This window comes from Saccharibacillus endophyticus, from assembly GCF_013185185.1.
GTDB classification, from domain to species: domain Bacteria; phylum Bacillota; class Bacilli; order Paenibacillales; family Paenibacillaceae; genus Saccharibacillus; species Saccharibacillus endophyticus.
This window is the reverse complement of record NZ_JAAZWE010000002.1, coordinates 663,752-689,468: the sequence shown is the minus strand read 5'-3', so window position 1 is coordinate 689,468 and position 25,717 is coordinate 663,752. Positions and strand designations below refer to the sequence as shown.

Sequence of the window (25,717 nt, the reverse complement as noted above, 5' to 3'; positions counted from 1 at the left end):
AATAACCACCGGTTAATTCGCCGAACGGCGGGTGACCGGACCAAACAGAAGAAAGCAGTTCACCCGTGTGCATCGCGTCTCTGGCGCGTATGCGAGCACGGGGAACTGCTTTCTACTATAAGGAAAGGTTCGAAAAACTTTATGCTGGAACGTTACAAGACAGTCAGGCACGAGGGGAACAAAGAAATCGTCATCCGTAAATCGCGGTTTATCGGTCATATTCGTCCTGTCGAAACGGAAGAAGAGGCGATCGCGTTTATCGACGAAATCAAAAAACTTCATCGCGGCGCTACCCACAATTGTTCGGCTTACCTACTCGGCGAACGTGATGAAATTCAAAGACAGTCCGACGACGGAGAACCAAGCGGTACGGCGGGCAAGCCTATTTTGGAAGTATTGAAGAACCGGGAACTGAAAAACGCGGCCGTTGTCGTCACCCGCTACTTCGGAGGCATCATGCTCGGTGCGGGCGGCCTGATTCGCGCTTATGCGGACGGAGCCGTAGCTGCGATCGAAGCAGGCGACGAGATCCTTCGGGTGCTGCATACGCAAGTGTTCGTTACGATCGATTACACGTGGCACGGCAAACTGGAAAACGAGCTGCGCGGACGAGACGTTCGTACAGGCGAAACTACGTTTACGGACAAAGTAACGCTGCTCTGCTTACCTCCGTTTGCGGATACCGATCGTTTTATTTCCTGGATCACCGATCTGACGCAAGGGCAGGCCGACATCGTGCAAGGAGATCCGGTTTATTACATCGAAGGGGAATAACGACTATGGCGAGAAGAGCAGTAGAGCAGGAACTGTCGCGCGAGCGAATCCTGGAAGCGGCGAGACACTTGTTCATCACCAAAGGATACCGTGCCATTTCCATGCGCAGTATCGGACAGCATCTCGGTTACAGCCATGGTTCGCTCTACTATCATTTCAAAGAAAAAGCGGAGCTGTTTTACGCCATCGTCATCGAAGATTTCGGCTATTTGTCGAGCTGTTTGAACAGCGTGATGAACGCGCCGGAGATGGAAGGATTCACGCGTACCGAGCTGCTGCTGCTGGAATTCATCCGTTTCGGCCTGGATCATCCGCATCAGTACGAGATCATGTTCATGACGCGCGACGAAGAGCTGCTGGCTTACTGTCGAAACGAACAGGGCCGATGTCTGGAGTTATTCGCATCCATTGTCCGCGGACATCTGGATCAAGAAGGGCAGCATACCGAAGAGTCATTGAAGAGCATCCCGCTCAGTCTCTTTTTATCTGCGCACGGTTTTGTCTCTTACTACATTCAAGAAAAAGCTTCGTTCGACGAAATACGTCCGGCAGCCTTGGCGCATGTACGCATTTTGTGCGAAAACCTGCATCTGCCTGCTTCACGGCGCTGAATGAGTGCTTAAAAGACGCGTTGATGCGTCGGCGCGAGAAACCATGTCTTTTGAGATGTGGTTTTTTGCGTTTGCTTAAGGCTGCATCCCTGTAGGTCGCCAACACTCAAGCTGCACATTCAAAATTGTACAAGATTCGATTAGCAGCGTTTTTTTTCATCTATCCCTGCATAACCTTTACTTTAAACGTCCGAGAACGCGGTCCGTCGAACTCGCAAAAGTAAACGCCCTGCCAAGTCCCCAACACCAACCGCCCGCCGTCAATAATAATCGTCTGCGACGAGCCGCAGGTAATCGCCTTCAGATGCGCAGCCGTATTTCCCTCCGCATGCCGATACTTGGGATGCTCCCACGGATACACCTCATCGAGAATCATCAAAATATCCTTTTTCACATCCGGATCCGCATTCTCGTTAATCGCGATCCCGGCCGTCGTATGCGGACAATACACCATCACGATCCCGTTCTCAACCCCGCTTTGCCGTACGACTTCCCGCACCTGCGGCGTAATGTCCACAATCTCGTCCCGTTTCGATGTCGACAATTTTAGCGTATGTAACATATTTTTTCCTCCTTGACCGATCGTATTTTCACCTATAAAAATTCTGCCGCTATTCAACTTGAACCACTTTTCGTTCCAATCTTTTATTCCTGTCCTTTATCGCTTTTGCTTTGTCGCTCTTTTCTTTTTATTACCCATCTTTCTCTCCGATTCCCCCAGCCGGGAGCGTGTTTCGAACCGAAGCGCCTTTGTACTTGGGAAGCACAACGAAGCGCAGGTCGAAACACGCTCCCGGCGCCGCGCAATCGTTCCCCTCCCATTTATTCCGTTTTGAGAAAAAGCGTATTGACGCTGTTCGTTAACCCTGATACATTATGCAGTAAGTTAAACCGACTAGACTAATGGGAATAATGCGATGAGACTTCCGGCGAAAATAACGCAATCGTTATCCTTCGTGCAAGTCTCCAAATTGGAGGAAGATCCGGTGCAAACGTCATGGCTGCGTCACAAAGGTTGGACCTACGGTTTTCGTACGACGGTCCTGCTGTATTTCGTTGTATTGATTGTCCTTCCGATCGCGGGCGTGTACGTTTATGCCTTCACCGACGGCTGGGCGCCGTTTTGGGAAAGCATCTCCGACCCGATCGCCTGGAAAGCGGTACTGCTCACGCTTAAGCTTGCGCTGATCGCGACCGTCATCAATGTGCTGATCGGGACGATGATCGCCTGGGTGCTGGTGCGTTACCGCTTTTACGGGCGAACGGTACTCAACAGCCTGGTGGATCTGCCGTTCGCGCTGCCGACCGCGGTAGGAGGACTGATGATCCTGCTGCTGCTCGGACCGAACAGCTGGGTAGGCGGGATGGCGGAAAAGCTGGGCTTCGATATCGTGTTCCATCAGCCGGCAATCGTGATCGCGATGGTATTCGTCACGTTTCCGTTCGTGATCCGCGCGATCCAGCCGCTGCTGGAAGAGATGGACGCGTCCGCCGAAGAAGCTTCGTACACGCTGGGGGCATCGCGCGCGGCGACCTTTTTCCGGGTCATTCTGCCGCAGATTGCGCCGGGTATCGCCGGAGGAGCGATGCTGGCATTCTCCCGCGCGTTGGCGGAGTTCGGCGCGGTCGTGCTGGTCGCGGGCAATATTCCGGCCAAAACGCTCACCGCTTCCGTTTTTATTTACGGCGAAGTCGAGAGCGACAACAATCTGGGCGCGGCTGCCGTATCGGTATTGCTGCTGACCTTATCGCTTCTCATTCTTTGGTTCATTAACCGGGTACAGCGGCGGGGAGGGAGAGCCTAACCGATGAAAAAATTATGGATTATCCTCACTTATTTCGTGTTCGCGATCCTGCTCGTTGCTCCGCTGGTCAAAATGACGCAAAGCGCGTTCGCTGACGGTTGGTCGGGCTTCGTCGAATCGATCAGTCGGCCGGAAGCGCTGCATGCTCTGATGATGACCGGATTGGTCGTGCTGTGCGTGACTGTGCTGAACGGCGTGTTCGGCATCATGACGGCGCTGTATCTCGTGCGGGGAAAATGGCTCGGCCGCAGACTTCGCAGCGTCATGAACAGCATCGTTGATCTGCCGTACGCCGTGTCTCCCGTTATCGGCGGTCTCATGATCGTACTGCTGGTGGGACCGGATACGGCAATCGGGGCTTTTTTCGAAAAAATCGGAGTCAATATCGTCTATGCGTTCCCCGGAATGGTCATCGCGACGCTGTTCGTGACGTTTCCGCTGATGGTGCGCGAGATCATGCCGGTGCTCGAAGAAATCGGCGACGATCAGGAGCAGGCTTCGGCAACGCTGGGCGCGTACGGATGGACGACGTTTCGCCGCGTAACCTGGCCTTCGATCCGCTGGGGCGTAGCTTACGGTGCCGTATTGACCATAGCGCGCTCGATGGGCGAATTCGGAGCAGTACTCGTCGTATCGGGCAATATCATCAACCGAACGCAGACCGCGACAACCCTTGTGTATCAGGACGTGGAGAACTTCAACATCGCGGCGGCAGGCGGGATTGCGCTCATTCTGGCGGCGTTCTCGGCGGGTCTGCTGCTGTTGATGGAATGGACGAAGAAAAGAAGGGAAGTGCACTGATATGCAGCATGTGGAGGTCCGCGGACTCGATAAACATTTCGGCAGTTTCCATGCGGTAAAAGACGTCTCGTTCAATATTCGAAAAGGGCACCTGATCGGCCTGCTCGGCCCGAGCGGCGGCGGCAAAACCTCGATTCTGCGCATGCTGGCGGGACTGGAAAGTCCGGATGCGGGCGAGATTCTTTTTCACGGCAAAGTGGTCAACGAGCTTCCGCCGCAGGAGCGGGGCATCGGCTTCGTATTCCAGAATTACGCATTGTTCAAGCATATGAACGTATTCGAAAATATCGCATACGGCTTGAAAGTCCAAAAAACGCCGAAAGCGCAGATCCGCGAACGCGTCATGGAACTGGTCGAGCTGACCGGGTTAAAAGGCTTCGAGCAGCGTTATCCGCAGCAGTTGTCCGGCGGTCAGCGTCAGCGCGTAGCCTTTGCCCGAGCGCTTGCGCCGGAGCCGCAATTGCTGCTGCTCGACGAGCCGTTCGCGGCGATCGACGCCAAAATTCGGCAGGAGCTGCGTTCATGGCTGCGGGAATTGATCGAGCGCGTAGGCATCACGTCGATCTTCGTCACCCATGACCAGGACGAAGCGATCGAGGTAGCCGACGAAATCATGGTCATCAGTCAGGGACAAGTCGAGCAGAAAGGCACGCCGTGGGATATTTACAAAGAACCGGCTACGCCGTTCGTGGCTTCGTTTATCGGGGAATCGACTCAAGTGGAGCACGCGGTGAAGCTGCACGGATTCGATCGCGCTGCCGAAACGGCGGGGACAAGAGCACTGATTCGTCCGGAATATGTCGAAGTCGGACGCCCAAGCGAGTTCCCGTTGCTCTCCGCTACCGAAGAAGGCGTCGTGCATCATTTGCATTTCCGCGGCAGCCAATGGCTGGTTGAAGTCAAGGTCGGCGATCAGACGCTGATTACGTATCGTTCGCTGGAAAAAGAGCCTTTGCAGGTTGGTGACCCGGTTCGCGTCATGGTGCATCGGGCTTATCTGTATAACGAACAACGCAGCTGGATCGCGGAAAATCGCTTCAAAGTCGATCCGATGTCCATGATGATCTGATTGCGGCAGAACACTATTCAGCAAGGGTGTGAAAAAGATGGAAAGCGGACATGAAAAGCGCATGTATGCCGCAATAGTCGAGCCTGATCGGTACCTTTCGTTACAGAGAGCTGCCACCACGCCGAACGGTACGTCGAAATCGGGACAAGCAGGAAAGCTCAAACGCTTATCGGCTGTCGCGGCATCTTTGGCCTTGCTCGTTTCCTTACTGGTTGGCTGCGGCCCGGGCGAAAGCACGGCGGAAAGCGTTGGAGGTACCGCTCAGCAGGGCGATGTGACGTTAGTCATCGGTGCGTACAGCGTGGTCAAAGACTCGGTACAGGACATTATTCCGTTATTCCAGCAAAAGTGGAAAGAAGAAACGGGGCAGACCGTTACCTTCGAAGAGTCGTACGAAGCGTCGGGTACGCAGGCTCGCGCGATCGTCGGGGGCTTCGAAGCCGATGTGACCTTGCTGTCGCTCGAAGGCGATATCGACAAGCTGACCAAAGCAGGGCTGGTGAGCGAAAACTGGAAAGAAAAGCCTGACGGCGGCATGATTACCCGTTCGGTTGCCGTCATCGGTACTCGCGAAGGTAATCCTCTTGGCCTCAAAAGCTTTGCCGACTTGGCAAAGCCGGGCGTTAAAGTCCTGTATCCGAATCCGAAAACGTCCGGCGGCGCGCAGTGGGACATCAATGCGATCTACGGAGCGGGCCTTAAAGAATCAGAACGCGAAACGGGGCAAAAAGATCCGGCATTCGCCAAGCAATTTTTGGAGTCCGTGCACGCCAATATCGAGTCTTTGGATAAAAGCGGACGCGCATCGATGGCAGCATTCGAATATGGCGTCGGCGATGCGCTCGTAACCTATGAGAACGAATTGGTCGCACGGATCAAGCAAGGCGCGAAATATGAAATCGTTGTGCCGGACGATACGATCCTGATCGAAAATCCGGCCGTCGTCGTCGACGCCAACGTGGACAAGCACGGCACGCGCGAAGTCGCGGAAGCGTTTCTCGATTTCCTATGGTCGTCAGAAGCTCAACAGGTTTTCGCGGAAAACGGATTCCGACCTACGGATCAAGCCGTGTACGCGAAATTCGAGCAAGATTATCCGGTCCCGCCGGGATTGTTCGATATCAAATATTTGGGCGGCTGGAGCGAAGTTCGAGAAACGCTTTATTCGAAACGGGGAATATGGTATCAGGTGTTGGCGGGGATCTGAACGGGGGGCGCGGCGCGGTGATTTCGACTTTCGCTTAGGCTCGTTTTCCTGGCGGAAAGCCGAAAGTCGCTCAATTCGAAATCACCGCGCCGTGTTCGATCGTCCGCGTTTTTTTTAGGGAAGGGAAAAGCGAACGGTGTTTTGCTTTGCACCGTTTTTTTAATTTAGAGGCACCAGGGGAAGCGATATCTGAAAACATCGGGTTTACGTTCATAATGTAAATCCGATGTTTTTTTAATATTTTTAACTTACGAATTTTTTTCATGCTCCCTAAAAAAGCCCTTATTCTTTTCAGAACAAATCAACGCAGGGCAGAGAGAGAAATTCAGTGAAAGACGCCTTTGAAGTCGTAAAGCCGTAGGCTTTATGACTGAGACAGCGTCTTGAACGAATTTCTCTCTCCGTCCTTTTGTTCGTTCAACGAATAGGATCTTAAAAGATCGCGAACTTTTTTACGGAGGAGAATTTGGGTTATAATTTGAACAATATCAGACAGCATGCAGCGGAAAGGTGAGAAGAATGGCGGAAGACGAATTGGTTTTTTGGGGGACCGGAGACGCGATGGGAGTTCCTCGGGTGTACTGCGACTGCACCGTGTGCGAGGAGGCGAGAGCAACCGGAGTTAATCGGCGGCTGCGTTCACTGGTGTCGGTAGAAGACGGGGAACGGCGGTTTTTGATCGACTGCGGGCCGGATTGGCGGGTGCAGATGGAGGCAAGAGGTATTCGGACGGTGGATACCATTTTGGTCACGCATCCCCACTTCGATCATATCGGCGGGCTGCCGGAGTGGGCGGATCAATGTCGTTGGACGGGAACGCAAGGAAAACTTTACGCTCCCGGCGAAGTATTGGAAGCGATCGAGGATCGATATCCGTGGCTGGAGCGCAATTTGGAGCTGATCCGAGTGGAGCCCGGGTTGATGCTGGGCGGTTGGTCGATTGCAGGTTGGAGGGTCAATCACGGCAAGAACGGGTATTCGTATGCATATAGGTTAGAAAAAGAAGCCTTCTCCTGGGTGTACTGTCCCGACTCGATCGGGCTGTCCGCAGAGGAGATCGAGCCGATGCGAAATGCCGATCTGCTGGTGCTTGGAACGAGCTTCGTCCAAGAAGACGCAGAATATTCGACGCGTTCGGTATACGATATGCGCGAAGCGGCAGAATTGCTGCGGGAAGTTCGACCGAAACATGCGATTTATACCCATATGTCGCATGACGTCGATCTGAATCTTTTGTCCGATCTTCCTGAGCACGTATCGGCAGCCAGAACCGGGCTTCGGGTAAAGTTGGGAACATGAAAAAGCAACTCAATTCGATTTACGGAGGGATATGAACATGACCGAATACGAGAAGAAGAATACGCACACGAATGATCCTTTGGAAGAAAGAATCGATCCGACGGAAGATGATCCTACCAACCTCAGAGACGACGGCTCCATGCATCCTACCCATGCCGAAGAAGAAACGCCTCTCGGCGAACGGCCGGACTTCCATGAAGGCACGACGCCCGGAAAAGTCGATCCCCGCATGGCGGAAGCGGCTGCAGCTTTCCAAAACGAGCACGACGAAGAAGACGCAAGCCGGAAAACGTTTGATCGGCCGACCGAAGATACGGAGTAAGCGGGATGGGAAAAAACGAACAAAAGCAGCCGGATGGAAGCTCGGCGGAGGAAGCGACAAATCTCAGAGACGATTCCTCTGCCGAAGAAAGGTCCACTCCTTCCCGCGCCTTCTTCGGCGAGCGGCCGGACGCGCATATCGGTACGACGATCGGAGAAGTGGACCCGCGCATGGCCGGTCGGTCCAAGGATCCTCAATTCGAAGCTGCTCTTTCGTCCGATTCATCAAAAGACCCATGGGTAGACGAAGCTTGGGAACATATGATGCAAAAGACGCAAAAGTTAGCCGAGCGAATCGGAGCTTCCTTCCCGCACGCGGCGCCGAACGGGCGTTACGATCAAGAGTCGCCCGGTTGGTGGACCGCCGGATTTTGGCCGGGCATTCTGCGCCTGATCGAACAGGATGCGGCGGACGAACGGCTGAGCCAAATTGCCGATGAATGCGAGAGGCAGTTGGAGCAGGTGCTGCGCGATCCGGAACAGGTCGATCATGATCTCGGGTTTTTATGGCTGCCGACGGGCGTCGCCAATTACAAATTGAACGCCGATCGCGAATCGCGCCGTCGCGGGCTGCTAGCTGCGAATCTGCTCCTGGCGCGCTTCAATGTTCAAGGCCATTTTATCCGTGCTTGGAACTTCGAAGGACGAAATATGGACACGCGCGGCGTCGCGATTATCGACTGCATGATGAATCTGCCGCTGCTGTATTGGGCCTCGGAAGAGACGCAGGACCCGCGTTTCAAACAAGTCGCCATGCTGCATGCGGATATGGTATTGAAGCACTTCGTTCGGCATGACTGCTCGGTTTGCCACGCGATCGAGTTTGATCCCGAGACGGGGATGAAGCTTAAGGAACACGGCGGACAAGGGTTTGCGGAAGGATCGGCTTGGGCGCGCGGCACATCCTGGGCACTGCATGGATTTGCCCTTTCCTACGGCTATACGGGCAAACCTCAGTATTTAGCGGCTGCCGAAGGCATAGCGGACTTTTTCTTGGAGCAGCTCGGCCGGGATATCGTTCCGGTTTGGGATTTCCGTGCCGCCGAAGACCATCGCGTCGCCTGGGATTCGTCCGCGGCAGCCATTGCGGCAAGCGGTTTGTTAGAGTTGGCGCGTCACTCGTCCCGCGGAGCATTTTACCGGGAAACGGCATCAGGTTTGCTGCATGGTTTGTATCGGAATTTTTCGACGCCCGACCACGAAGAAGGATTGTTGGTAAAAGGAACCGTCCATTATCCCGAGCGTCGTCACTTGAACGTTCCGATCATTTACGGCGATTATTTCTTTGCGGAAGCGCTGGCCAAGCTGCGCGGATACCCGGGGTTCTTTGAAAAAACGGGGAAAGCTTGAATGGTCAGCGATCCGAATCCGCGTAGACATTCGCACATGCAGCTTTTTTAGGGAGATCCGAGCAAAAGGCTGCGTAGTCCGAACAAGAATAGAATCATAAGGAAGGGGAGAAGAGGCAATGTGGTTGATCAACCCTGCCGAAGCGTTTCCCGATCCGTTGTTTCGCTTGATTTGGATAGGGGAACTGCTCATATTGCTGGCTTTGATTGCGGCGGCCATGCGTTTCTCTCGTCGCGCCTGGATCAGCTGCGGCGTGCTGCTTGCGATCGGCCTTTTGGCAACCTTGCCGGGGTGGATTTATCAGTTGGCCAACCCCGACTACATCGGAGCGATGATCGACATTCCTTTGCTGGCGATGTTCCCGTTGATGGCCGTAAGTCTGGGCTGGGCGATTGCGGCTTGGGCGATCCGCCTGTACGGCGGCCGGAAAAGCAAAAGCAGCTCCGTGTCCCGGTAATCGCGGTAAAAGATACAGCAAGTCCGGAGCCAAAAGGCTTTCGGGCTTTTTTTATGTGAAAACACTTCTGATTTGCACGAATATGGTAAGCTGATAGGTTAGAGGAATAGAGTGAGCATACATAGAGGGGATTGAACAGAATGAGGGAAAAACGACAGGCGGGGCATTCGGCGTTTCCAACGGGTGCGAAAAAACGTAAAGGAATACGGGTTATTGCCTTGGTATTGAGTTTGATACTCGGACTGTCGGCATTCGCTGCTTGGCCCGGCGAGCGAGCCGAAGCGGCAGGCACGACGATTGACGCGGCTAAGCTGAAATCGATCAGCCGTTTGTATTTCCCGATGCGGGACGACAAAAAGCAGCTGTATACTTTGTACCTGTTCGCGGCCGATGAGAAAAAAACGGTAACGACCCAGGATGGAGCGTGGGCCGGAGCGAACGCGGGAGATGTCGTTTATTCGGGAACGTACCGGGCGGCATTGTTGAAAAGCGGGAAAAAGACGGGAAGCGTGCAAAACGTCAATCTGAATTTCTATTCGTTCAACGCCACGCGCAATGAAAGCTTCCGATTGCCGGGAGACGGCAAGAACCGGCCTGATTTGGTATTTCTGTCCGAAGCCGCAAGTTCCGACGTGAATTTGATCCAAGGGTTCGTGATTACCGGAGGAACGCTGCATTCTCTCGACGTTGCCGACGGAAACGGCAAAGTTTGGGGCAAAGAAACGGCGGCTGCTCCGAAAAACGCAATGAGAGGGTTAAGCGGCGATCGGATGCAGACACGGGTTTACGACAATTCTTCGGGCCGTTACCGGTTCGATACCTACAAGCTTGATCTCAAACAGTTGAAGCTTCGGCATGCCGACGATTTGTATGCCCCGTCCAATGCTTGGCCGACCGGACAAGGCGCGCATGCGCTGCTTGATTCGATCAAGCAGTCCGCCTTGAAGCACGCCCTCCACGGTAAACCCCAGGTGAAGATCGGCATGACGGAAAAACAGGTCCGTTCGATCATGGGCAGTCCCAAACAAGTCGAAAACGGCGAATGGGGCGGTTATTTCGGTTACGGAAACTTGTGGGTCGGATTCGACGATTATATGGATCAAGGCAAAATCCCTGCCCATGCGCGGGTCGGGGAACTGACTACCCGGTTGAATGGCACGTTCATGCGGACTCATCAAGTCAAGGAATGGCTGGGAACCCCGCAAGAAGAATACGAGGATGAATTGGAAGGCGGCTACGTGATGCTCTACCGCTGGAAACACGCTTTACTCGTGTTCCGCTACGAATACGACGGAGAACCGATTCATTCGTTCAGCATTTATTGACGCGAGGCGGTTGAGGATCGGTAAGCATGAAAAAAATCCCGGAAGCCTATCGCTTCCGGGATTTGTCGTATGCGGAGCTATTTTTCGGTTATGCGGAGTCCGTTTTACTTATTCAGCACGAACTTATCGATCACGACTTTCACGCCGTCCTCGTTGTTGCCGGTCGAGATAAAGTCGGCGATCGCTTTCAGCGGCTCGATGGCATTGCCCATCGCTACGCCGAGACCCGCGGCTTCGAGCATTTCGTGATCGTTCCACGAATCGCCGATCGCGATGCATTCTTCCAGCGTGCAGCCGAAGTAGTCGGCCAGGAATGCCAACGCATGTCCTTTTGTTCCTTCGCGGTGCATAATTTCGAGGAAGTGCGGCTTCGACTTGGTAATATGCACTTGGTCGCCAAGCAATTCGTGCAGCTTCGGCGCCAATTCGTCGAGGAACGCCGGATCGTCGATGATCAGCATTTTCGGAGTCGGCTGCGAGAACAGCTTTTCGAAATCAGGCTCCAGGTAGAATTGCGTATTGTTCAACTGGGCGTAAGCGACCAGCTTTTCGTTTTCTTCGCGCGCGTACAGCTTATCGTCGATATACGTTTGCAGATGAAGATTATTTTCCAGGCAGTATTTGCCCAGTTTGAGCGCGGCTTCGACCGGAACGTGACGCTCCAGCAGCACTTTGCCGTCGAGCAGGTTTTTCACGAGTGCGCCTTGATACGTGATGATCGGCACGTTCAATCCGGTTTGAGCGGCAAGCTGCTTCGCGGAAGCGTAAGCGCGTCCGGTTGCCAGCGTCACCACGACGCCTGCTTCAACCGCTTGCTCCAGAGCAGCTTGAGTCGCGGGCGTCACCTGTTTGTCGTCGTTAATCAGCGTGTCGTCGATGTCGATAGCAATCAATTTGTAAGTCATGGTTTCTCTCCTGTTTCGATCTGTATTTTTTTAGTCTTCCAAGAACACGAGTCCGATAAAGTCTTCCGTCTCGATGTTGCCGAAATAATGCTTCAGGTTCACGCCTTCGAGCGCGGCGCGGATTTCGGATTCCTCGTAGCGCTTGCCGCGAAGCAGATCCGCCACTTCGGACGCATCGCCCACGCCGAAGAAATCGCCGAAGATCGTGATATCTTCGATATGGCCGTTTTTCACGTCCATGCGCAGATCGATGATGCCTACCGGGAATTTTTTCGCGTGCTTGACGTTATATGCCGGCGACTGGCCGTAGTTCCAATCCCAATTCCGGTAACGTTCTTCCGAAATTTCGCGGATCTTTTTCCAATCGTCTTCGGTCAATACGTATTGCGGCACTTCATTCGGCTCGACCTTGAAAATGTGGCGCAGGATGTTGTCCTTGAATTCCTGCATCGTCAGCTTCTCGTTCATGAACTCCGAGATGTTGGCGACGCGGCTGCGGACCGATTTCGTGCTTTTGGACTTGAATTTCTCCGGGTTCGCTTTCAAAGCCGAATGCACGTTGTCCAGTTCGGAGTCGAACATGAGCGTGCCGTGGCTGAACATGCGTCCGCGCGTGGAAAACTGGGCGTTGCCCGAGATTTTCTTTTCCCCGACTTGAAGATCGTTACGGCCCGACAGCTCGGCTTCGACGCCCAGTTCGCGCAGCGCTTCGGTCATCGGCAGCGTGAACTTGCGGAAGTTGTGGAACGACTGACCGTCATCTTGGGTCAGGAAACTGAAATTCAGGTTGCCCAGGTCATGGTAGACCGCGCCGCCGCCGGACAGCCGACGCACGACGTGGATACCGTTTTCTTTGACGTATTCCGCATTGATCTCTTCGACCGTGTTCTGATGCTTGCCGATGATGATCGACGGTTCGTTGATGTAGAACAGCAAGTAGCTGTCGCCGTCCATCGGCAGATGGCGCAGCACGAATTCCTCGATGGCCAGGTTGATCCGCGGATCATTGATGCCCTGATTGTCGATAAACAGCATGGTATGGCCTCCCGTTTTGACAAAGTAATAGATTCGCCTTTATCATTGTAAACCATACAAATCGGGGAAGACCAGTGCCGAAGAAAGATTACGGGGCGGAAAACCGGACTTTTTAATTTGAAAGCGGAGTTGCGGCAGAAATTTGGATGTTATTGGTTTGAGAAGATGCGAGAGGGTAATACATAACTATCTTCACCCAACACCAATAGGCGACGGACGCGGGAAGCGGACAGCGCATAGGAGGTTGAACGAAAATGGACGAAAAAGCCAAAGAACTGCTTGACCGGAAAAAGGAAAACGAGCATGGCGGACAGTTGAAAGGTTTTGTCGAGAATCAGGTGGAGGGAACCGGTAAATCTATTCCCGAAGGAATCGAAGCCACCAAGGATCAAATGCAAGATCAGCAAAATAGGCTTAAAGACACTCAAAATATGCGCAAGTAGCAACATGGAGCGGACGCTGTAACCCGACTTTTGACGATATTCGCAAAAACCGTTTTGCGGGACTCCAAAAGTAATAGCCTGTCAACCATAATGGTAAGGTTACGCTCGTCTAAATCGCACCTAAAGCGTGTGCGTTTCAGCCGGACGTAAACCTCTGATTAAGAGTTGACAATCTATCAGGAGAGTCGCAAAACGGTTTTTTTATGCTGTTTATGCAAGGCTGTCCGTATTGTGCGTCTGCGGGCAATCCTCTATAATCGGGGGACGAGGTTCCGATAAACGGACCTTCACGATTTCATAAACGTACAGCTGTCGAGGTCCCGAGCGGCCGAACCGAACTTTTGGCGAATAACCAAACGAAGTCCGGATCGCTGCCGGGGTTAAAAGGGAAGCCGGTGCAAATCCGGCACGGTCCCGCCACTGTAACACGGGTGGAATCCAAAAGCCATTGCGCGCCGAAAGCGTGCGAGAAGGCGGATTCCGTTTAATCTGATCGATCATCGCATAGGTGCGGCAACGCATTTATAGTACCTTATCAACGCTAAAGGTATTGGATATGTCGATCGGCCCGTGGAGTCAGGAGACCTGCCTCGCAGACCCGTTGCCGGTCCGGTTCTTCGCGGAAAGAGCGCTCCACGCACGTACGCCGATTTTCGGTCCGCCCGCTTTTTTGAAGCAGGGCACGGGCTCTTGTTGGCGTGCGTCCGAATGAAGCTCTCTTCGCAGGCTGCGGCCCGGGAGGGCTTTTTTTGTTTCGATTGGCGGGGACAGACGCTGAGTCAGACGGAAAACGAAGGCTGTACCCGAAGTCGAATCAAAAGGGGGAAACGTGAAGATGAAGACGGGTTTAGAAGAAAACAGCAATGAATTCGCCGGGCAGGAAAAAGCAGATCCGATGCAAAACGAAAGGTTGAATTCAGGCAAGCGTCCGGCTCCGGCGCATCGATTCGGCCGAATGCTGCTGACGGGTACGGCGGCTTTGCTGCTGGCATTGAGTCTTGCGGCATGCGGACAAAGCCAATCGGTTGCGGCTCCGGAGCCGACCGAGACCGAAACGCAAACGGCCGAACAGGCTCCGGCAGAGGCGGCTGACACGACGGAAGCCGTCGAAGCCGCAAGCCAAACCGTTTATCCGTTGACGTTGACCGATGCGACGGGAACCGAGGTGACGTTTGACGCCGCTCCTGCCAAAATCGTATCGCTGGCGCCGTCGGAGACGGAAACATTGTTCGCGTTGGGATTGGACGAGCAGATCGTGGGCGTGTCGGATAACGACGATTATCCGGATGCCGCCAAGTCCAAGCCGAAGATGGGCGGGTTTGAATTGAATACGGAGGCGATCGTCGCGGCGCAGCCGGATATCGTATTCGTCGCCGATGTTACGGACGACGCCACGGTCGAATCCCTGCGCGGCTTGGGACTGAGCGTGTTCAAATTCAATCCGGATACGTTGGAAGACGTGATTAACGACATCGCGACGTACGGCGAGATCACGGACCGGCAGGCGGAAGCGAAAGACGTAACGGACAAAATGCGTGCCGATATGGAGAAGGTTCGTACCGCGGCAGCTTCGATCGACGAAGCGGACCGCAAAACGGTATACCTGGAATTTTCGCCGGGTTGGACCGTCGGCAAAGGGGAATTCATGGACGAGCTGATTAGTGCCTCGGGTGCGATCAACGCGGCCGAAGCGACGACCGGTTGGAGCGAGGTGGACGCGGAAGCGGTCATTCAGGCCGATCCGGACGTGATCCTGTACAGCCAACTTTCGGTTGATCCGAAGACGATCAAGGATCGCAGCGGTTGGGCAGCGATCGCGGCCGTGGAAAATGACCAATTGTTTGCGATCGACGATAATTTGGTCAGTCGTCCGGGTCCTCGTTTGTCGGAAGGGCTGATCGAAGTCTTTAACGCGATCTACCCTGATGCTTTGCAATGATTCGCAGACTGGGCGGTTACGGAGGAGCGGGAGTTTTACTGCTTCTCCTCAGTTTGATCTTTACGCTTCGGATCGGATCGGTCGAGCTGCCTGCCGGGCGAATCTTTTCTATCCTGATGCATGAACTGCCCGGAATAGGGAAATGGTTTCCTCGGATTTGGGACGCGGGAGAAGCGCAGATCGTATTGAAAGTCAGGCTGCCGCGCATCGTGCTGGCGGCTTTGGTCGGCGCTGCGTTGGCCGTGGCCGGAGCCGCTTTCCAGGGCGTGCTGCGCAACCCGCTGGCCGATCCTTTTACGTTGGGCGTCTCGTCGGGTTCTTCGCTGGGCGCGGCACTGATTATCTTTTTCGGATTGCGAACGGCATTGCTCGGGCAGTGGACGCTGCCGTTGACCGCATTCGTCACCGGAGCGCTTACGCTGGCAATCGTTTTGGCGTTAGCCAGGGATCGGGGGAAGCTGCCGATTTACGGGTTGCTTTTGGCAGGCGTGGTCATGCAATCTTTTCTCGGCGCGATCGTCACCTTTCTGTCGGCCTTGTCGGATCGCCCGGTCAACGAAATTTTGTTTTGGACGATGGGCAGCTTGAATCTTAGAGGTTGGAGCTATTCGTTGGTGCTGCTGCCTTACGTGCTGATCGGCGGAATGTTCTTGTGGGCAAACGCAGGGGCTATGAATCTTTTCGCATTGGGAGAGCGTCGCGCCGGGCAGTTGGGCTTGAACACGGAACGAACCAAGATGACCGTATTGCTGGTAGCGACGCTTGTCACGGCTGCCGCGGTATCGGTATCGGGCGTCATCGGGTTTGTGGGATTAATCGTGCCTCATATGATTCGGTTGATCGCCGGACCCGATTATCGGCTGCTCGTACCTTTGTCTGCGCTGGGCGGAGCCTTATTCCTGATGTGGGCGGATACGCTGGCTCGTTCTTTGCTCGGGGGGACGGAAATTCCGCTGGGCGTGATCACGGCTTTTGCCGGAGCGCCGTTCTTTGCGTTATTGCTTCAACGAAGCAAACGCGGGAAAGGAGGGTACGGATCGTGGACTGGATGAAAAGAAGTCGTGCGAAAAAGCAGCAGCGTCGAAACAATCCGCCTTCCGAAGCTTCCCCTGCCGTTTCGCTGCATGGAGCGGCTTGTGCCTATGAAGGGAAGCAGGCCGTTCAACCGTTGGACTGGATCGTTCAGCCGGGAGAATTTTGGGTGATACTCGGACCTAACGGAAGCGGGAAATCCAGTTTGTTGGGGCTGATCTCGGGAGCAGAGCGTGCTTCGGCGGGCGGCGTGAACATACAGGGGCGGCCTCTAGCCGAATACGGTCGGCGGGAGTTGGCTCGGGAATTGGCCGTGCTGCCTCAAGAAGGACTGCCGCCGCTTGGGATCACGGTCAAAGACGCGCTGGAGATGGGACGTTTTCCTTACCGGGATCGTTTTGGACGCGAACCCGACGGGGCTGCTGCGCAAGCGCTGTTGACCCGGATCGCGGAGCGGCTTGCATTGACTGAGCTGTTATCTCGCCGATTGGACGAATTGAGCGGCGGGCAGCGTCAGCGCGCAGCGCTCGGTCAGGTTATGGCGCAGCAGCCGAACGTATTGCTGCTGGACGAACCTACGGCGTATCTGGATATTTATTATCAGTTGGACATTATGGAGTTGGTGCAGCAGTGGCGGGCAGAAGAGGGGCTGACCGTCATCGCCGTGCTGCATGATCTTAATCTGGCCGCGCAGTATGCGCAGCGGTTGCTGCTGCTTCGCGAAGGCGCGCGCGTAGCGGAAGGGAGGCCGGAAGAAGTGCTTACGCCCGAGGTCGTAGGCGCCTTATACGAGGTAATGCCGCCGATCCGAGTAGGGCATGAGGAGATCGGCGTACCGCAAATGTTGTTTCGTGCACAGTCCGCGAAGAACGGCAAGCGGCCCGGTTCCGAATAACCGTCCGCGTTTATGCCGAATCGCTGTTTTTCCAGGGCATGCATGCCCTGAATAACAAAAAGCCGGGGTTCCCTTTCCCCGGCTTTTTGTTATGTTTCACGAATTCTTTATTCATCCCGGTGATCGGAACCGGACGATTAGATTTTGAAGCGTCTGACCGTTTCTTCCAGCTCGTCTGCCTGATGCGTGAGCTCGCCGACGGTGCGCGCATAGTTTTCCATCTCTTCGACCTGGCGCGTGCTGCCTTCGGACACTTCCAGCACGCGCATCTGCACGCGTTCGGTAATGCGGGCCGTTTCCTCCACGGATGCCGTGACCTGCTGGCTGCCGGCGGAGACTTGTTCGGTCGAAGCGGATACTTCCTGGACGGATTGGTTGAACTGCTGCATCAGGCTCATCAGTTCGTCGAATGCGCCTCCGGCACTGCGTACCGCTTCCGCGCCGGACATGATCTCATGATGCACCGAACCGATCGCCGCAACGGAGCGTTCGGAATTTTCGCGCAGCGCGGACAGCGATTGCTCGATCTTCCCTGTCGCTTCGCGGGACTGATCCGACAGTTTGCGAACTTCGTCCGCGACCACCGCGAAGCCTCGGCCGTGTTCGCCGGCGCGTGCCGCTTCGATCGAAGCATTCAGCGACAGCATTTGAATCTGTTTGGAGATGCTGGTGATCGCTTGCAGCACTTCCGTAATCTCGTCGGAGCGCGAACCCATCGACTCGATATAGGAACGGGCTTCGATCGTAATCTCTTGAACGCGGTTCATCTGGCCGACCGCTTGCTGGGCCAGCGTATTGCCGGATACGGCCTGCTCGGAAGCGCGGGCGATCTGTTCATTGACTTCGGCGGCGGACTCGGCAATGTGTTGAATCCCGCCGCTGATTTCTTCCATCGCTTTGGCGTTTTCGGCAGCGCTGGTCGCTACGGATTGGCTGTTTTGCGCGATTTCGACTGCCGACGAAGAGGTTTGGCCCCCGATTTCGTACAGTAAACCGATTCCGCGCGACAATTCGAGCGAATCGCTTTTAACGCGATCCGTCGCTTCAAGCACTTGGCCGATCATGCCGCGAAGATTGCTCGTCATCTGTTGGAAAGCCGAAGCCAGTTGGGCGATTTCGTCGCGACCTTTCACTTCGATATTTTCCTGAAGATCGCCTTCGGCTACGAGACGCGCATGCTTGACCAATCGGCCGAGCGGCTTCGTCATCCGGCGGCTGACCGCCGCGGCCACGAGCGCGCCGATCACGATGACGATCGCGGTGATCGCGATGCTTGTCCAAAGGATCGCCTGCGTGACTTCCGTGACGAAGTTCGCGTCCAACGTGCCGCCTACGAGCATGGTGCTGCCGGCGATCGCCAGATAACCTTCAAGCTGAGCGTCGTCGCTGCTCGTGTTCAGCGGCGTCACTACGGCTTCTTTGGTGTTTTTCAATGCCTGCTGCATATACGGAGTGACCGGGAATTTGTCTCCGGGCGCGATCTCGGCTCCTTTGCTCGCGAGCACGACTACCGCTTCCTCGTTTTGGATGTTCAGGATATAAACGTTCTCGAGGCGGAATTCCGCGGCGGAATCGTTGAGGTACGTTTGCAGCTTCATCGAAGATGCCGCATTGGCTTTGGCGGCCATGCCTGCTTGCGTTGGGTCGATGCCTCCTTGAATCTCGGAAACGCTGAGGTCGAGCGTTTTGCTGAATTCCGGTATGATTCGGCTGTGCAGGGTATTATTGAATATGAAGAAAAAACTCCCGCACAGCAGCAGGCTCGCGACAAGAATAATCGCTCCCGACAAGACGATGATTTTGCGGCTGATGGAACGGTTTAACATAATAAGCTCCCCCTTCGTTATGAAAAGCAAAACGCAATCCTGAACGTGGCGCTTGGGCTTACGTGCGAACGGAACCGGGTATTGAAGGTATGTAAAAGAGAAACCGGGACCAAAGTTCATGATAACGTGAAGCGAAATAGGGCCGAAGAATGAAAAAAGCAGGTGTAACGTTCGGAAGTTATGCTTGGTTAATCCCTATCATACATGAGCATAGCCAAATTTGACCAGATTCATGTAAGCTCTTTTCGCAAATTCCGAATATTTTCGTTGATTTTCCGACATTTGCCGAAACCGATTTATAGATCCAAAAAATAAGTCTATCAAAATGATCGGAATAATGGTATTATGATTCACGAATTTGAAAAAGTCTTACATAAATTAGACAGGTTGACCACTGTTCGAAAACAAAGAGAAAAGAGGGAGTAAATTTTGGAGACCTTTTTCGTTATTTTGAACATCGCCGTTTTGGCAGGCTTGGCCTTTTTGCTTTATGTGATGCAAAAGCGCCATGTCTCGTTCAGCAAACGCGTGTTTACCGCACTCGGCCTCGGCATTTTGCTGGGCATCGCGCTGCAATGGATCTACGCGGCCGACTCGGAAGTCGTCGCGAAATCGATGGATTGGTACAGCCTGCTCGGAAACGGATACGTCCGTCTGCTTCAGATGATCGTGATCCCGCTGGTGATGGTCTCGATCATCACGGCAATCATGAATATCAAAGGCGGCAAAAAGCTCGGCAAGATCAGCGCATCCGTCCTGCTGACGCTCGTATTGACGACGGCGATCGCCGCGGCGGTCGGCATCGCGTCGGCGACGGCATTCGGTTTGAATGCGAACGATCTGCTCGACGGAAGCGGCCAAGCGGAACAGGATCGCAGCGCGGCGTTGGAAACGCGTCTCGGCGACGTGGAAGGCTTGACGCTGCCGCAGCAAATCTTATCCTTCATTCCGACCAATCCGTTCGAAGACATGACGGGAGCAAGACCTTCTTCGACGCTCGCGGTCGTGATCTTCTCCGCCTTCATCGGATTGGCCGTGCTCGGCCTCGATCGTAAAAACGCGCAGCAGGCCGAGACGTTCCGCGGAATGGTCAATGCGGTACACGGGATCGTGATGCGCATCGTGACGATGATTCTTCGCTTGACGCCTTACGGCATCCTGGCGCTGATCGCCAAAATGATGGCGACGACCGAGCCTGCCGGCATTATACGTCTAGGCGAATTCGTGATCGCTTCGTATGTCGCGCTGATCGTCATGTTCGTGATCCATCTGGTTATCCTGCTGCTGTTCGGCTTGAATCCGGTGACCTACGCCAAAAAAGTCGTTTCTCCGCTCGTTTTCGCTTTCACGTCGCGTTCGAGCGCGGCCACGATCCCGCTCAATATCGAAACGCAGCGCAAAAAACTCGGCGTATCCGAAGGCGTAGCCAACCTGTCCGCCAGCTTCGGAGCTACGATCGGCCAAAACGGCTGCGCAGGCATCTACCCTGCCATGCTGGCCGTCATGATCGCGCCGACCGCAGGCGTTACCGTCGACCTGCCGTTCATCCTGACCTTGATCGCGGTCGTCGCGATCAGCTCCTTCGGCGTAGCCGGAGTAGGCGGCGGCGCGACGTTCGCAGCCTTGATCGTCTTGTCGACCATGAACCTGCCCGTAGCCCTCGCCGGCCTCCTGATCGCCGTCGAGCCTCTGATCGACATGGGACGTACGGCCCTGAACGTCAACGACTCCATGGTCGCAGGCGTCGTAACCGGCAAAGTCACGGGCGAACTCGACAAAGACGTCTACGACTCCAACGACACCCCGGAACTCGAAACGGCGCAAGCTTGATTTGGATGAAGCGAAAAGCCGTTTGCACAGCATAAGGTGCATACGATGAGGTTAAAAAAAGCAGGATCTGCATTGAAGCATGCAGATCCTGCTTTTTTGCAGTTGTTAACCTACAATCTTGCCCCTACACGAAATCTTCTTGGTTTACCCCAGCCGATGTGGCGAAGGGAGAAATTCAGTGAAAGGGGCCTTTGAACTCGTAAAGCTGTAAGCTTTATGAGTGAGACAGCGCCTTGTGAAGCATTTCGAAGAAATGCACTTCGGAAGCCTATGCTGGCAATTTCTCCCGCAGCCCAGCTTTTCGGCGGTTTAACCAAACAAGATCTTCCCAAACCTTCTTCCTCATGGTAGACTAAAACGTCCATTACGCGGTTCGTAACCATCCCGCGATACCAAAACTAGGGGGATTCACCTTGTTCAATTTCACGTGGGGCGTCTTTTTCGTCCTGGTCAATTTTGCGTTTTTCCTGCTTTGTTTCAAATTTTTCGGTAAAAAAGGGCTGTATGCCTGGGTCGGCGTCGCAACGGTCGTCGCCAATCTCCAGGTCGCCAAAACGATCGATATGCTGGGCATCACCATGACGCTCGGCAATACCATGTACGTCAGCATCTATATGGCAACCGATCTGCTCAACGAACGGTACGGCGTCAAAGCCGCGCGTAAAGCCGTTTGGTTCGGCTTTTTCATGCTGATCATGACCACGGTCATCATGCAAATGGTTCTGGCTTTCCGTCCGTCGGAAGTCGACTTTGCCCAAGAACCGCTGCAAGCTTTGTTCGGCCTGCTGCCTAGACTGGCGCTCGGAAGCTTGGCGGCTTATCTGGTCAGCCAACTGCTCGACGTCTATCTGTATGCGGGAATCCGCCGTCGCTTCGCTTCGGCCAATCAACTGTGGATTCGCAATAACGGAAGCGGGGTTGTCAGTTCCTTTATCGATACATTGATTTTCTGCGCGATTGCATTCACCGGACCCGAGTATGGAGGCTTCTCCGTCTGGATTCAATTGTTCATCTCCACGTATCTGTTCAAATTCATTCTTACCGCAGCCGGCACGCCGGTGCTCTACTGGGCACGCGGGTTCAAAGTACCTGCTGTAGAAGCGGATTCGGGTCTGCCGACGATCGCATCCAAATAAAGACTCGGCAAGAACATGAATCATGCGAATCGGATTTGCCGACAGTGGTAGGGCTTCCTTATCGATTGTGGTAAAATGGAGGCGTGTACGTATCGCCGCGGCGACGCGTCAGCATTCCATCTAATCGATCCAAGGAGGCAGTCGGCAAATGAGTGCATTCATCCACATGGTGACGTTCACCCTGCACGCGGGCAAGGATAACGAGGAAGCGGAAGCTTTTTTGCGGGAAAGCAAAAAGCTGTTGGCCGTTATTCCAGGCGTGCAAGATTTCAAGGTGCTTCGCCAAGTCAGCGCCAAAAATGATCATGATTACGGATTCTCGATGAACTTCGCGGATCGCGCGGCTTTCGAAGCGTACAATGTTCATCCGGTACATGCGAAATACGTCGCCGAAATTTGGGAGTCCAAAGTAAGCAGCTTCCAGGAAACCGATCTGGTCGAGTACGAGTAAGCCCATCAAGAGCCCGAAATCAACGCAATGCAACGCGAAAAGCCGGTTCCCGAGCCGCCTGTTTGGATCAGAATGACGTCATCGTCCATCTGACCGAATCAGGCCAATGCTCGGAAACCGGCTTTTTTTCGCGTTAAAAAAGGATTAGCCGCCGATTACCGCGAGTTCCTTCGGGAACGTGGTCAGCACGTCGACGCCGTCCGCAGTCACGATAATATCGTCTTCGATCCGCACGCCGCATTCGCCCGCGACGTACACGCCCGGCTCGACGGTGAAGCACAGGCCTTCCGTAATCAGCTCTTCGTTGGCTCCGTGCACCGACGGATACTCATGCACGTCCATGCCGAGTCCATGACCCAGACGGTGCATGAAGTACGGGCCGTAACCCGCTTCCGTAATCACTTCGCGCGCAGCCGCATCGACCGAAGCGAGCGTAACGCCCGGACGGATCTGCGCGATGGCCGCCAGATTCGCCGCCAGCACCGTTTCGTAAATCTTGACCGACTCGTCGTTTGGACGTTCGCCTACGGCAAAGGTGCGCGTAATATCCGAGGCGTAACCGTCCAGATACACGCCCATATCGAACATCAGCATATCGCCGGATTGAATTTTGCGATTACCCGGATTGCCGTGCGGCAAAGCCGTTTTGTCGCCTGTAAGCACCATCGTATCAAAAGAAGGACCTTCCGCGCCCAGCTTTTTCATCTGATACTCCAACTCGGCCACGATCTCGATTTCCGTCGCGCCTACGCGCACGTGCTTCAAGCCTTCGGTCAGAACCGCTTCGATCAGACGTGCGGCACGGCGCAGCTTCTCGATTTCTTCCGGCGTTTTGGCGGCGCGAAGCGCAGTCAGCACGCCGCCGACGTCCGCGTAGCTTGATGCGCCGAGCACGGCGTTCAAGCGTTCGAAACGCGATACGGACAAATGATCTTTTTCGATCCCCACGATGCCTTTTCCGCCTCCGAGCCAGCCTTGAAGCAGGGCATACGCGTCGTCGGTATCGCTGTGCGTGCGGATCGTCAATACGGACGATACGGCTTTGGCCGCTTCCAGATCCAGGGCAGGCACGACGAGGAACGGCTCATCGTTTTTCGGAACGGCAAGCCCCAGGAAACGTTCATGCGGGTTCGAGAAAAAGCCGGTCAGATAGCCGACATGCTTCGGTTCCGTGATCAGCAGGCAGTCGAGCTTGTGTTCGTCCATATGATTTCTGATTTTGTTCCAACGTTGATCGTTCATGAAGGGTTCACTCCTGTTCGTTTTTGCATCCTATTCGGCTTCCGTTTCGCAGCCTTTACGTTGTCTATTATAGTCCATTATTCAGCCGGCGGCCAAAAAAAGAAGAAGGGCTTCCAGTATTAGGGTTGACAGCGCTCAAGAGAAAAGGCTATGATAAGTTTACTATTTGGCAAAGGAGGATGGCAGCAATGATGGTCGTTAATCGTTTGAAGGCTCATTTGAAAACTGAACAGACGTCTTTCGTTCTGACTGTCCTCGACGGGTACGGTTTGGCTTGAATGGTTCTGGCGGCGCAGTCCATCTTTGCGGAATTCTCACTTTCGCGACGGATGGCGTATGCGCGGCTTTGATTTCCATCCATCTATGCCGGCATAACCGCGGACGGAAAGTTCGCGGTTTTTTGTTATGCTTTTTTTCAAAAATACTCGATTTGCCCTATAGGAAGGAATGGATTTTTTACTTTATGTCAAATTTAAACCCAATGAACCCAACAACAACGAACTCCTCTTTTTATCGACAAGTGCAGCTTGCTTCCGGTCATGTCCATGTGTATACCGACGAAGAAATGTTTGCGCAGCTCGACCCGAGAGTGTTCGATATGGCCGAACGCAATCTGCAAATTCCCGATATCCGTTATATGGGCTACACGCCGGACGTGCATGTCGGAGTCGGAACTTGTATCGGAACGACGGCGGTATGGAACAAAGACGGCGGAATCGTGTCCCCGTCGATCGTGGGCAGCGATATCGGCTGCGGCATGCGCGTGCATTTGACGAACCTGCATCGCAGCGATGTTCAGGATTTGCGTTTGCGCCGCAAGCTGGTCAACCGGATCGAAAAATATTTGCCGATGGAAGCCCATAAGCGCAGTCCGTTCTCCGATTTGAAGATGGAAAATATCGTGCAAAAAGGACTCAGAGGACTACCCAACAAATATTTGCCTGACGGCGTGTCCGCCAAATGTTCGCCTTCTTTGACCCATGTGGAGCGCGCGCGTTTCGACTTTGATCCGGAAGAGTTGAACGCCGTGGCCAACAACTATTGGGTAAAAGGATTACGTCAGCTGGGTACGCTCGGCGGCGGCAATCATTTTGCGGAAATTCAGTATTTGGAGATCTCCGAAGAAAACAGGGAGCTTGCGGAGAAATGGGGCATGTACGACGGCCAGGTCGTCGTGATGATCCATTCCGGTTCCCGTGCCTGGGGCGCGATGGTCAGTCAGCATTATACGTCGATGGCTGCCCGGGCCATGACGCGTTTGGGACTAGGCACCGCCGATCCCAAACTCATTTTCGCACCGCTGGATTCTCCGGAAGGCGATCGATACGTCAATATGATGGCTTCGGCGTTGAACGTGGCGGTGGTGAACCGTCATTTGATCGCTTTTGCCATTCGTGAAGCTTTTCTCGACGTATTCGGTTCCGAATTCGAAATGAATATTTTATACGACCTGATGCACAATTACGCTTGGGACGAACAACACGGCGGGCAAGATTGGTTCGTGCATCGAAAAGGAGCAACGCGCGCTTCCGGCCGGTCACCTGGACAACCCCGACGTTTATAGGGAAACCGGGCATCCGGCGCTGATTCCCGGATCGATGGGCACGTCTTCCTATATTATGGTCGGAGAGCCGAGCGGGGCGGATAATTATCATTCGATCTGCCATGGTGCAGGACGTACGCGTTCGCGGACCGCAACGAAGAAGCTGGTGACGGTGGACGAGTTCGCGGCGGCGCTGAAGGTCGGAACCGAAGAAGAAGTGATCGTGAACCACAATTCGCTGGGCGTCATTTTGGATGAATCGCCTCAAGCTTATAAAGACGTAGATCGAATTATCAACAGCGTGACGGGGGCAGGACTTGCTTCCGTCGTAGCCAAATGCAAGCCGCTTGCGGCAGTGAAAGGGGCGAAATCTTAATGGAACGAAAAGTACAATCGGATCAAGGCCTGCGAATTGCGGGAA

23 protein-coding genes, 1 pseudogene and 1 riboswitch are annotated in these 25,717 nt (G+C 54.2%); of the genes and pseudogenes, 19 read left to right on the top strand and 5 right to left on the bottom strand.

The window, feature by feature from the left end; translation table 11 throughout:
- Positions 1-141 precede the first annotated feature (141 nt).
- Positions 142-774: a YigZ family protein gene (locus HRQ63_RS08995; protein WP_172242142.1), complete on the top strand. Its 633-nt coding sequence runs from the start codon at positions 142-144 to the stop codon at positions 772-774.
- A gap of 5 nt (positions 775-779) precedes the next feature.
- On the top strand, positions 780-1,385 hold the full coding sequence (locus HRQ63_RS08990; protein ID WP_172242139.1) for a TetR/AcrR family transcriptional regulator: 606 nt from the start codon (positions 780-782) through the stop codon (positions 1,383-1,385).
- A 160-nt stretch (positions 1,386-1,545) separates the two neighbouring features.
- Here HRQ63_RS08990 and HRQ63_RS08985 read toward each other — a convergent pair whose 3' ends face one another.
- Positions 1,546-1,947: a secondary thiamine-phosphate synthase enzyme YjbQ gene (locus tag HRQ63_RS08985; RefSeq protein ID WP_172242136.1), complete on the bottom strand. Its 402-nt coding sequence runs from the start codon at positions 1,945-1,947 to the stop codon at positions 1,546-1,548.
- Between the two features lie 409 nt (positions 1,948-2,356).
- On the opposite strand from HRQ63_RS08985, the gene cysT reads away from it, so the two are divergent.
- The 9 genes from cysT (at position 2,357) to HRQ63_RS08940 (ending at position 11,019) form a co-directional block, all read left to right on the top strand.
- Positions 2,357-3,190, top strand: a complete 834-nt coding sequence (gene cysT, locus HRQ63_RS08980; protein ID WP_172243426.1) for a sulfate ABC transporter permease subunit CysT — start codon at positions 2,357-2,359, stop codon at positions 3,188-3,190.
- Positions 3,191-3,193: 3 nt separating this feature from the next.
- Positions 3,194-3,991 (top strand): sulfate ABC transporter permease subunit, encoded by a 798-nt coding sequence (locus HRQ63_RS08975; RefSeq protein WP_172242133.1) that lies wholly within the window; start codon positions 3,194-3,196, stop codon positions 3,989-3,991.
- A 1-nt stretch (position 3,992) separates the two neighbouring features.
- Complete coding sequence (locus tag HRQ63_RS08970; RefSeq protein WP_172242130.1) at positions 3,993-5,060, top strand: ABC transporter ATP-binding protein; 1,068 nt, start codon at positions 3,993-3,995, stop codon at positions 5,058-5,060.
- A 37-nt stretch (positions 5,061-5,097) separates the two neighbouring features.
- Positions 5,098-6,267 (top strand): sulfate ABC transporter substrate-binding protein, encoded by a 1,170-nt coding sequence (locus tag HRQ63_RS08965; RefSeq protein WP_229714113.1) that lies wholly within the window; start codon positions 5,098-5,100, stop codon positions 6,265-6,267.
- A gap of 519 nt (positions 6,268-6,786) precedes the next feature.
- Positions 6,787-7,566 (top strand): MBL fold metallo-hydrolase, encoded by a 780-nt coding sequence (locus tag HRQ63_RS08960; protein WP_172242127.1) that lies wholly within the window; start codon positions 6,787-6,789, stop codon positions 7,564-7,566.
- Between the two features lie 37 nt (positions 7,567-7,603).
- A complete protein-coding gene (locus HRQ63_RS08955; RefSeq protein WP_172242124.1) occupies positions 7,604-7,888 on the top strand; it encodes a hypothetical protein in 285 nt (94 codons plus the stop codon).
- Positions 7,889-8,148: 260 nt separating this feature from the next.
- Complete coding sequence (locus HRQ63_RS08950) at positions 8,149-9,237, top strand: glycoside hydrolase family 88 protein (protein WP_229714148.1); 1,089 nt, start codon at positions 8,149-8,151, stop codon at positions 9,235-9,237.
- A 118-nt stretch (positions 9,238-9,355) separates the two neighbouring features.
- Entirely contained in the window at positions 9,356-9,694 is a 339-nt protein-coding gene (locus tag HRQ63_RS08945; RefSeq protein WP_172242121.1) for a hypothetical protein, read from the top strand.
- Between the two features lie 218 nt (positions 9,695-9,912).
- Positions 9,913-11,019, top strand: coding sequence for a hypothetical protein (locus HRQ63_RS08940; RefSeq protein ID WP_172242118.1), 1,107 nt, complete (start codon positions 9,913-9,915; stop codon positions 11,017-11,019).
- 104 nt (positions 11,020-11,123) lie between these two features.
- On the opposite strand, the gene HRQ63_RS08935 is transcribed toward HRQ63_RS08940, so the two are convergent.
- On the bottom strand, positions 11,124-11,924 hold the full coding sequence (locus HRQ63_RS08935) for a Cof-type HAD-IIB family hydrolase (RefSeq protein ID WP_172242115.1): 801 nt from the start codon (positions 11,922-11,924) through the stop codon (positions 11,124-11,126).
- A gap of 30 nt (positions 11,925-11,954) precedes the next feature.
- On the bottom strand, positions 11,955-12,959 hold the full coding sequence (lplA, locus tag HRQ63_RS08930) for a lipoate--protein ligase (RefSeq protein ID WP_172242112.1): 1,005 nt from the start codon (positions 12,957-12,959) through the stop codon (positions 11,955-11,957).
- 254 nt (positions 12,960-13,213) lie between these two features.
- On the opposite strand from lplA, the gene HRQ63_RS08925 reads away from it, so the two are divergent.
- The 4 genes from HRQ63_RS08925 to HRQ63_RS08910 all read left to right on the top strand — a co-directional run bounded on the left by HRQ63_RS08925 (position 13,214) and on the right by HRQ63_RS08910 (position 17,268).
- Positions 13,214-13,402 carry a hypothetical protein gene (locus tag HRQ63_RS08925; RefSeq protein ID WP_172242109.1) on the top strand — a complete coding sequence of 63 codons (189 nt, stop codon included), beginning with the start codon at positions 13,214-13,216 and terminating at the stop codon, positions 13,400-13,402.
- 347 nt (positions 13,403-13,749) lie between these two features.
- Positions 13,750-14,009, top strand: a riboswitch (cobalamin riboswitch).
- 348 nt (positions 14,010-14,357) lie between these two features.
- Positions 14,358-15,341 (top strand): ABC transporter substrate-binding protein, encoded by a 984-nt coding sequence (locus tag HRQ63_RS08920; protein WP_229714147.1) that lies wholly within the window; start codon positions 14,358-14,360, stop codon positions 15,339-15,341.
- Entirely contained in the window at positions 15,338-16,393 is a 1,056-nt protein-coding gene (locus tag HRQ63_RS08915; RefSeq protein WP_172242106.1) for a FecCD family ABC transporter permease, read from the top strand. The genes HRQ63_RS08920 and HRQ63_RS08915 overlap by 4 nt, the downstream gene beginning before the upstream one ends.
- A complete protein-coding gene (locus HRQ63_RS08910; RefSeq protein ID WP_172243414.1) occupies positions 16,390-17,268 on the top strand; it encodes an ABC transporter ATP-binding protein in 879 nt (292 codons plus the stop codon). Before HRQ63_RS08915 ends, HRQ63_RS08910 begins: the two co-directional genes overlap by 4 nt.
- A 137-nt stretch (positions 17,269-17,405) precedes the next feature.
- On the opposite strand, the gene HRQ63_RS08905 is transcribed toward HRQ63_RS08910, so the two are convergent.
- Complete coding sequence (locus tag HRQ63_RS08905; RefSeq protein ID WP_172242103.1) at positions 17,406-19,094, bottom strand: methyl-accepting chemotaxis protein; 1,689 nt, start codon at positions 19,092-19,094, stop codon at positions 17,406-17,408.
- Between the two features lie 429 nt (positions 19,095-19,523).
- Here HRQ63_RS08905 and HRQ63_RS08900 point away from each other — a divergent pair, with 429 nt between their 5' ends.
- The 3 genes from HRQ63_RS08900 (at position 19,524) to HRQ63_RS08890 (ending at position 22,511) form a co-directional block, all read left to right on the top strand.
- A complete protein-coding gene (locus HRQ63_RS08900; protein WP_172242100.1) occupies positions 19,524-20,924 on the top strand; it encodes an L-cystine transporter in 1,401 nt (466 codons plus the stop codon).
- Positions 20,925-21,337: 413 nt separating this feature from the next.
- Complete coding sequence (locus HRQ63_RS08895; protein ID WP_172242097.1) at positions 21,338-22,060, top strand: queuosine precursor transporter; 723 nt, start codon at positions 21,338-21,340, stop codon at positions 22,058-22,060.
- 148 nt (positions 22,061-22,208) lie between these two features.
- The gene (locus HRQ63_RS08890) at positions 22,209-22,511 is read left to right on the top strand and encodes a Dabb family protein (RefSeq protein ID WP_172242094.1); all 303 of its coding nucleotides are present in this window, start codon (positions 22,209-22,211) and stop codon (positions 22,509-22,511) included.
- Between the two features lie 144 nt (positions 22,512-22,655).
- Here HRQ63_RS08890 and HRQ63_RS08885 read toward each other — a convergent pair whose 3' ends face one another.
- Complete coding sequence (locus tag HRQ63_RS08885) at positions 22,656-23,753, bottom strand: M24 family metallopeptidase (protein ID WP_172242091.1); 1,098 nt, start codon at positions 23,751-23,753, stop codon at positions 22,656-22,658.
- Positions 23,754-24,234: 481 nt separating this feature from the next.
- Between HRQ63_RS08885 and HRQ63_RS08880 the strand changes: the two are divergent.
- Positions 24,235-25,672: pseudogene (locus HRQ63_RS08880) on the top strand (RtcB family protein).
- Positions 25,673-25,717 lie beyond the last annotated feature (45 nt).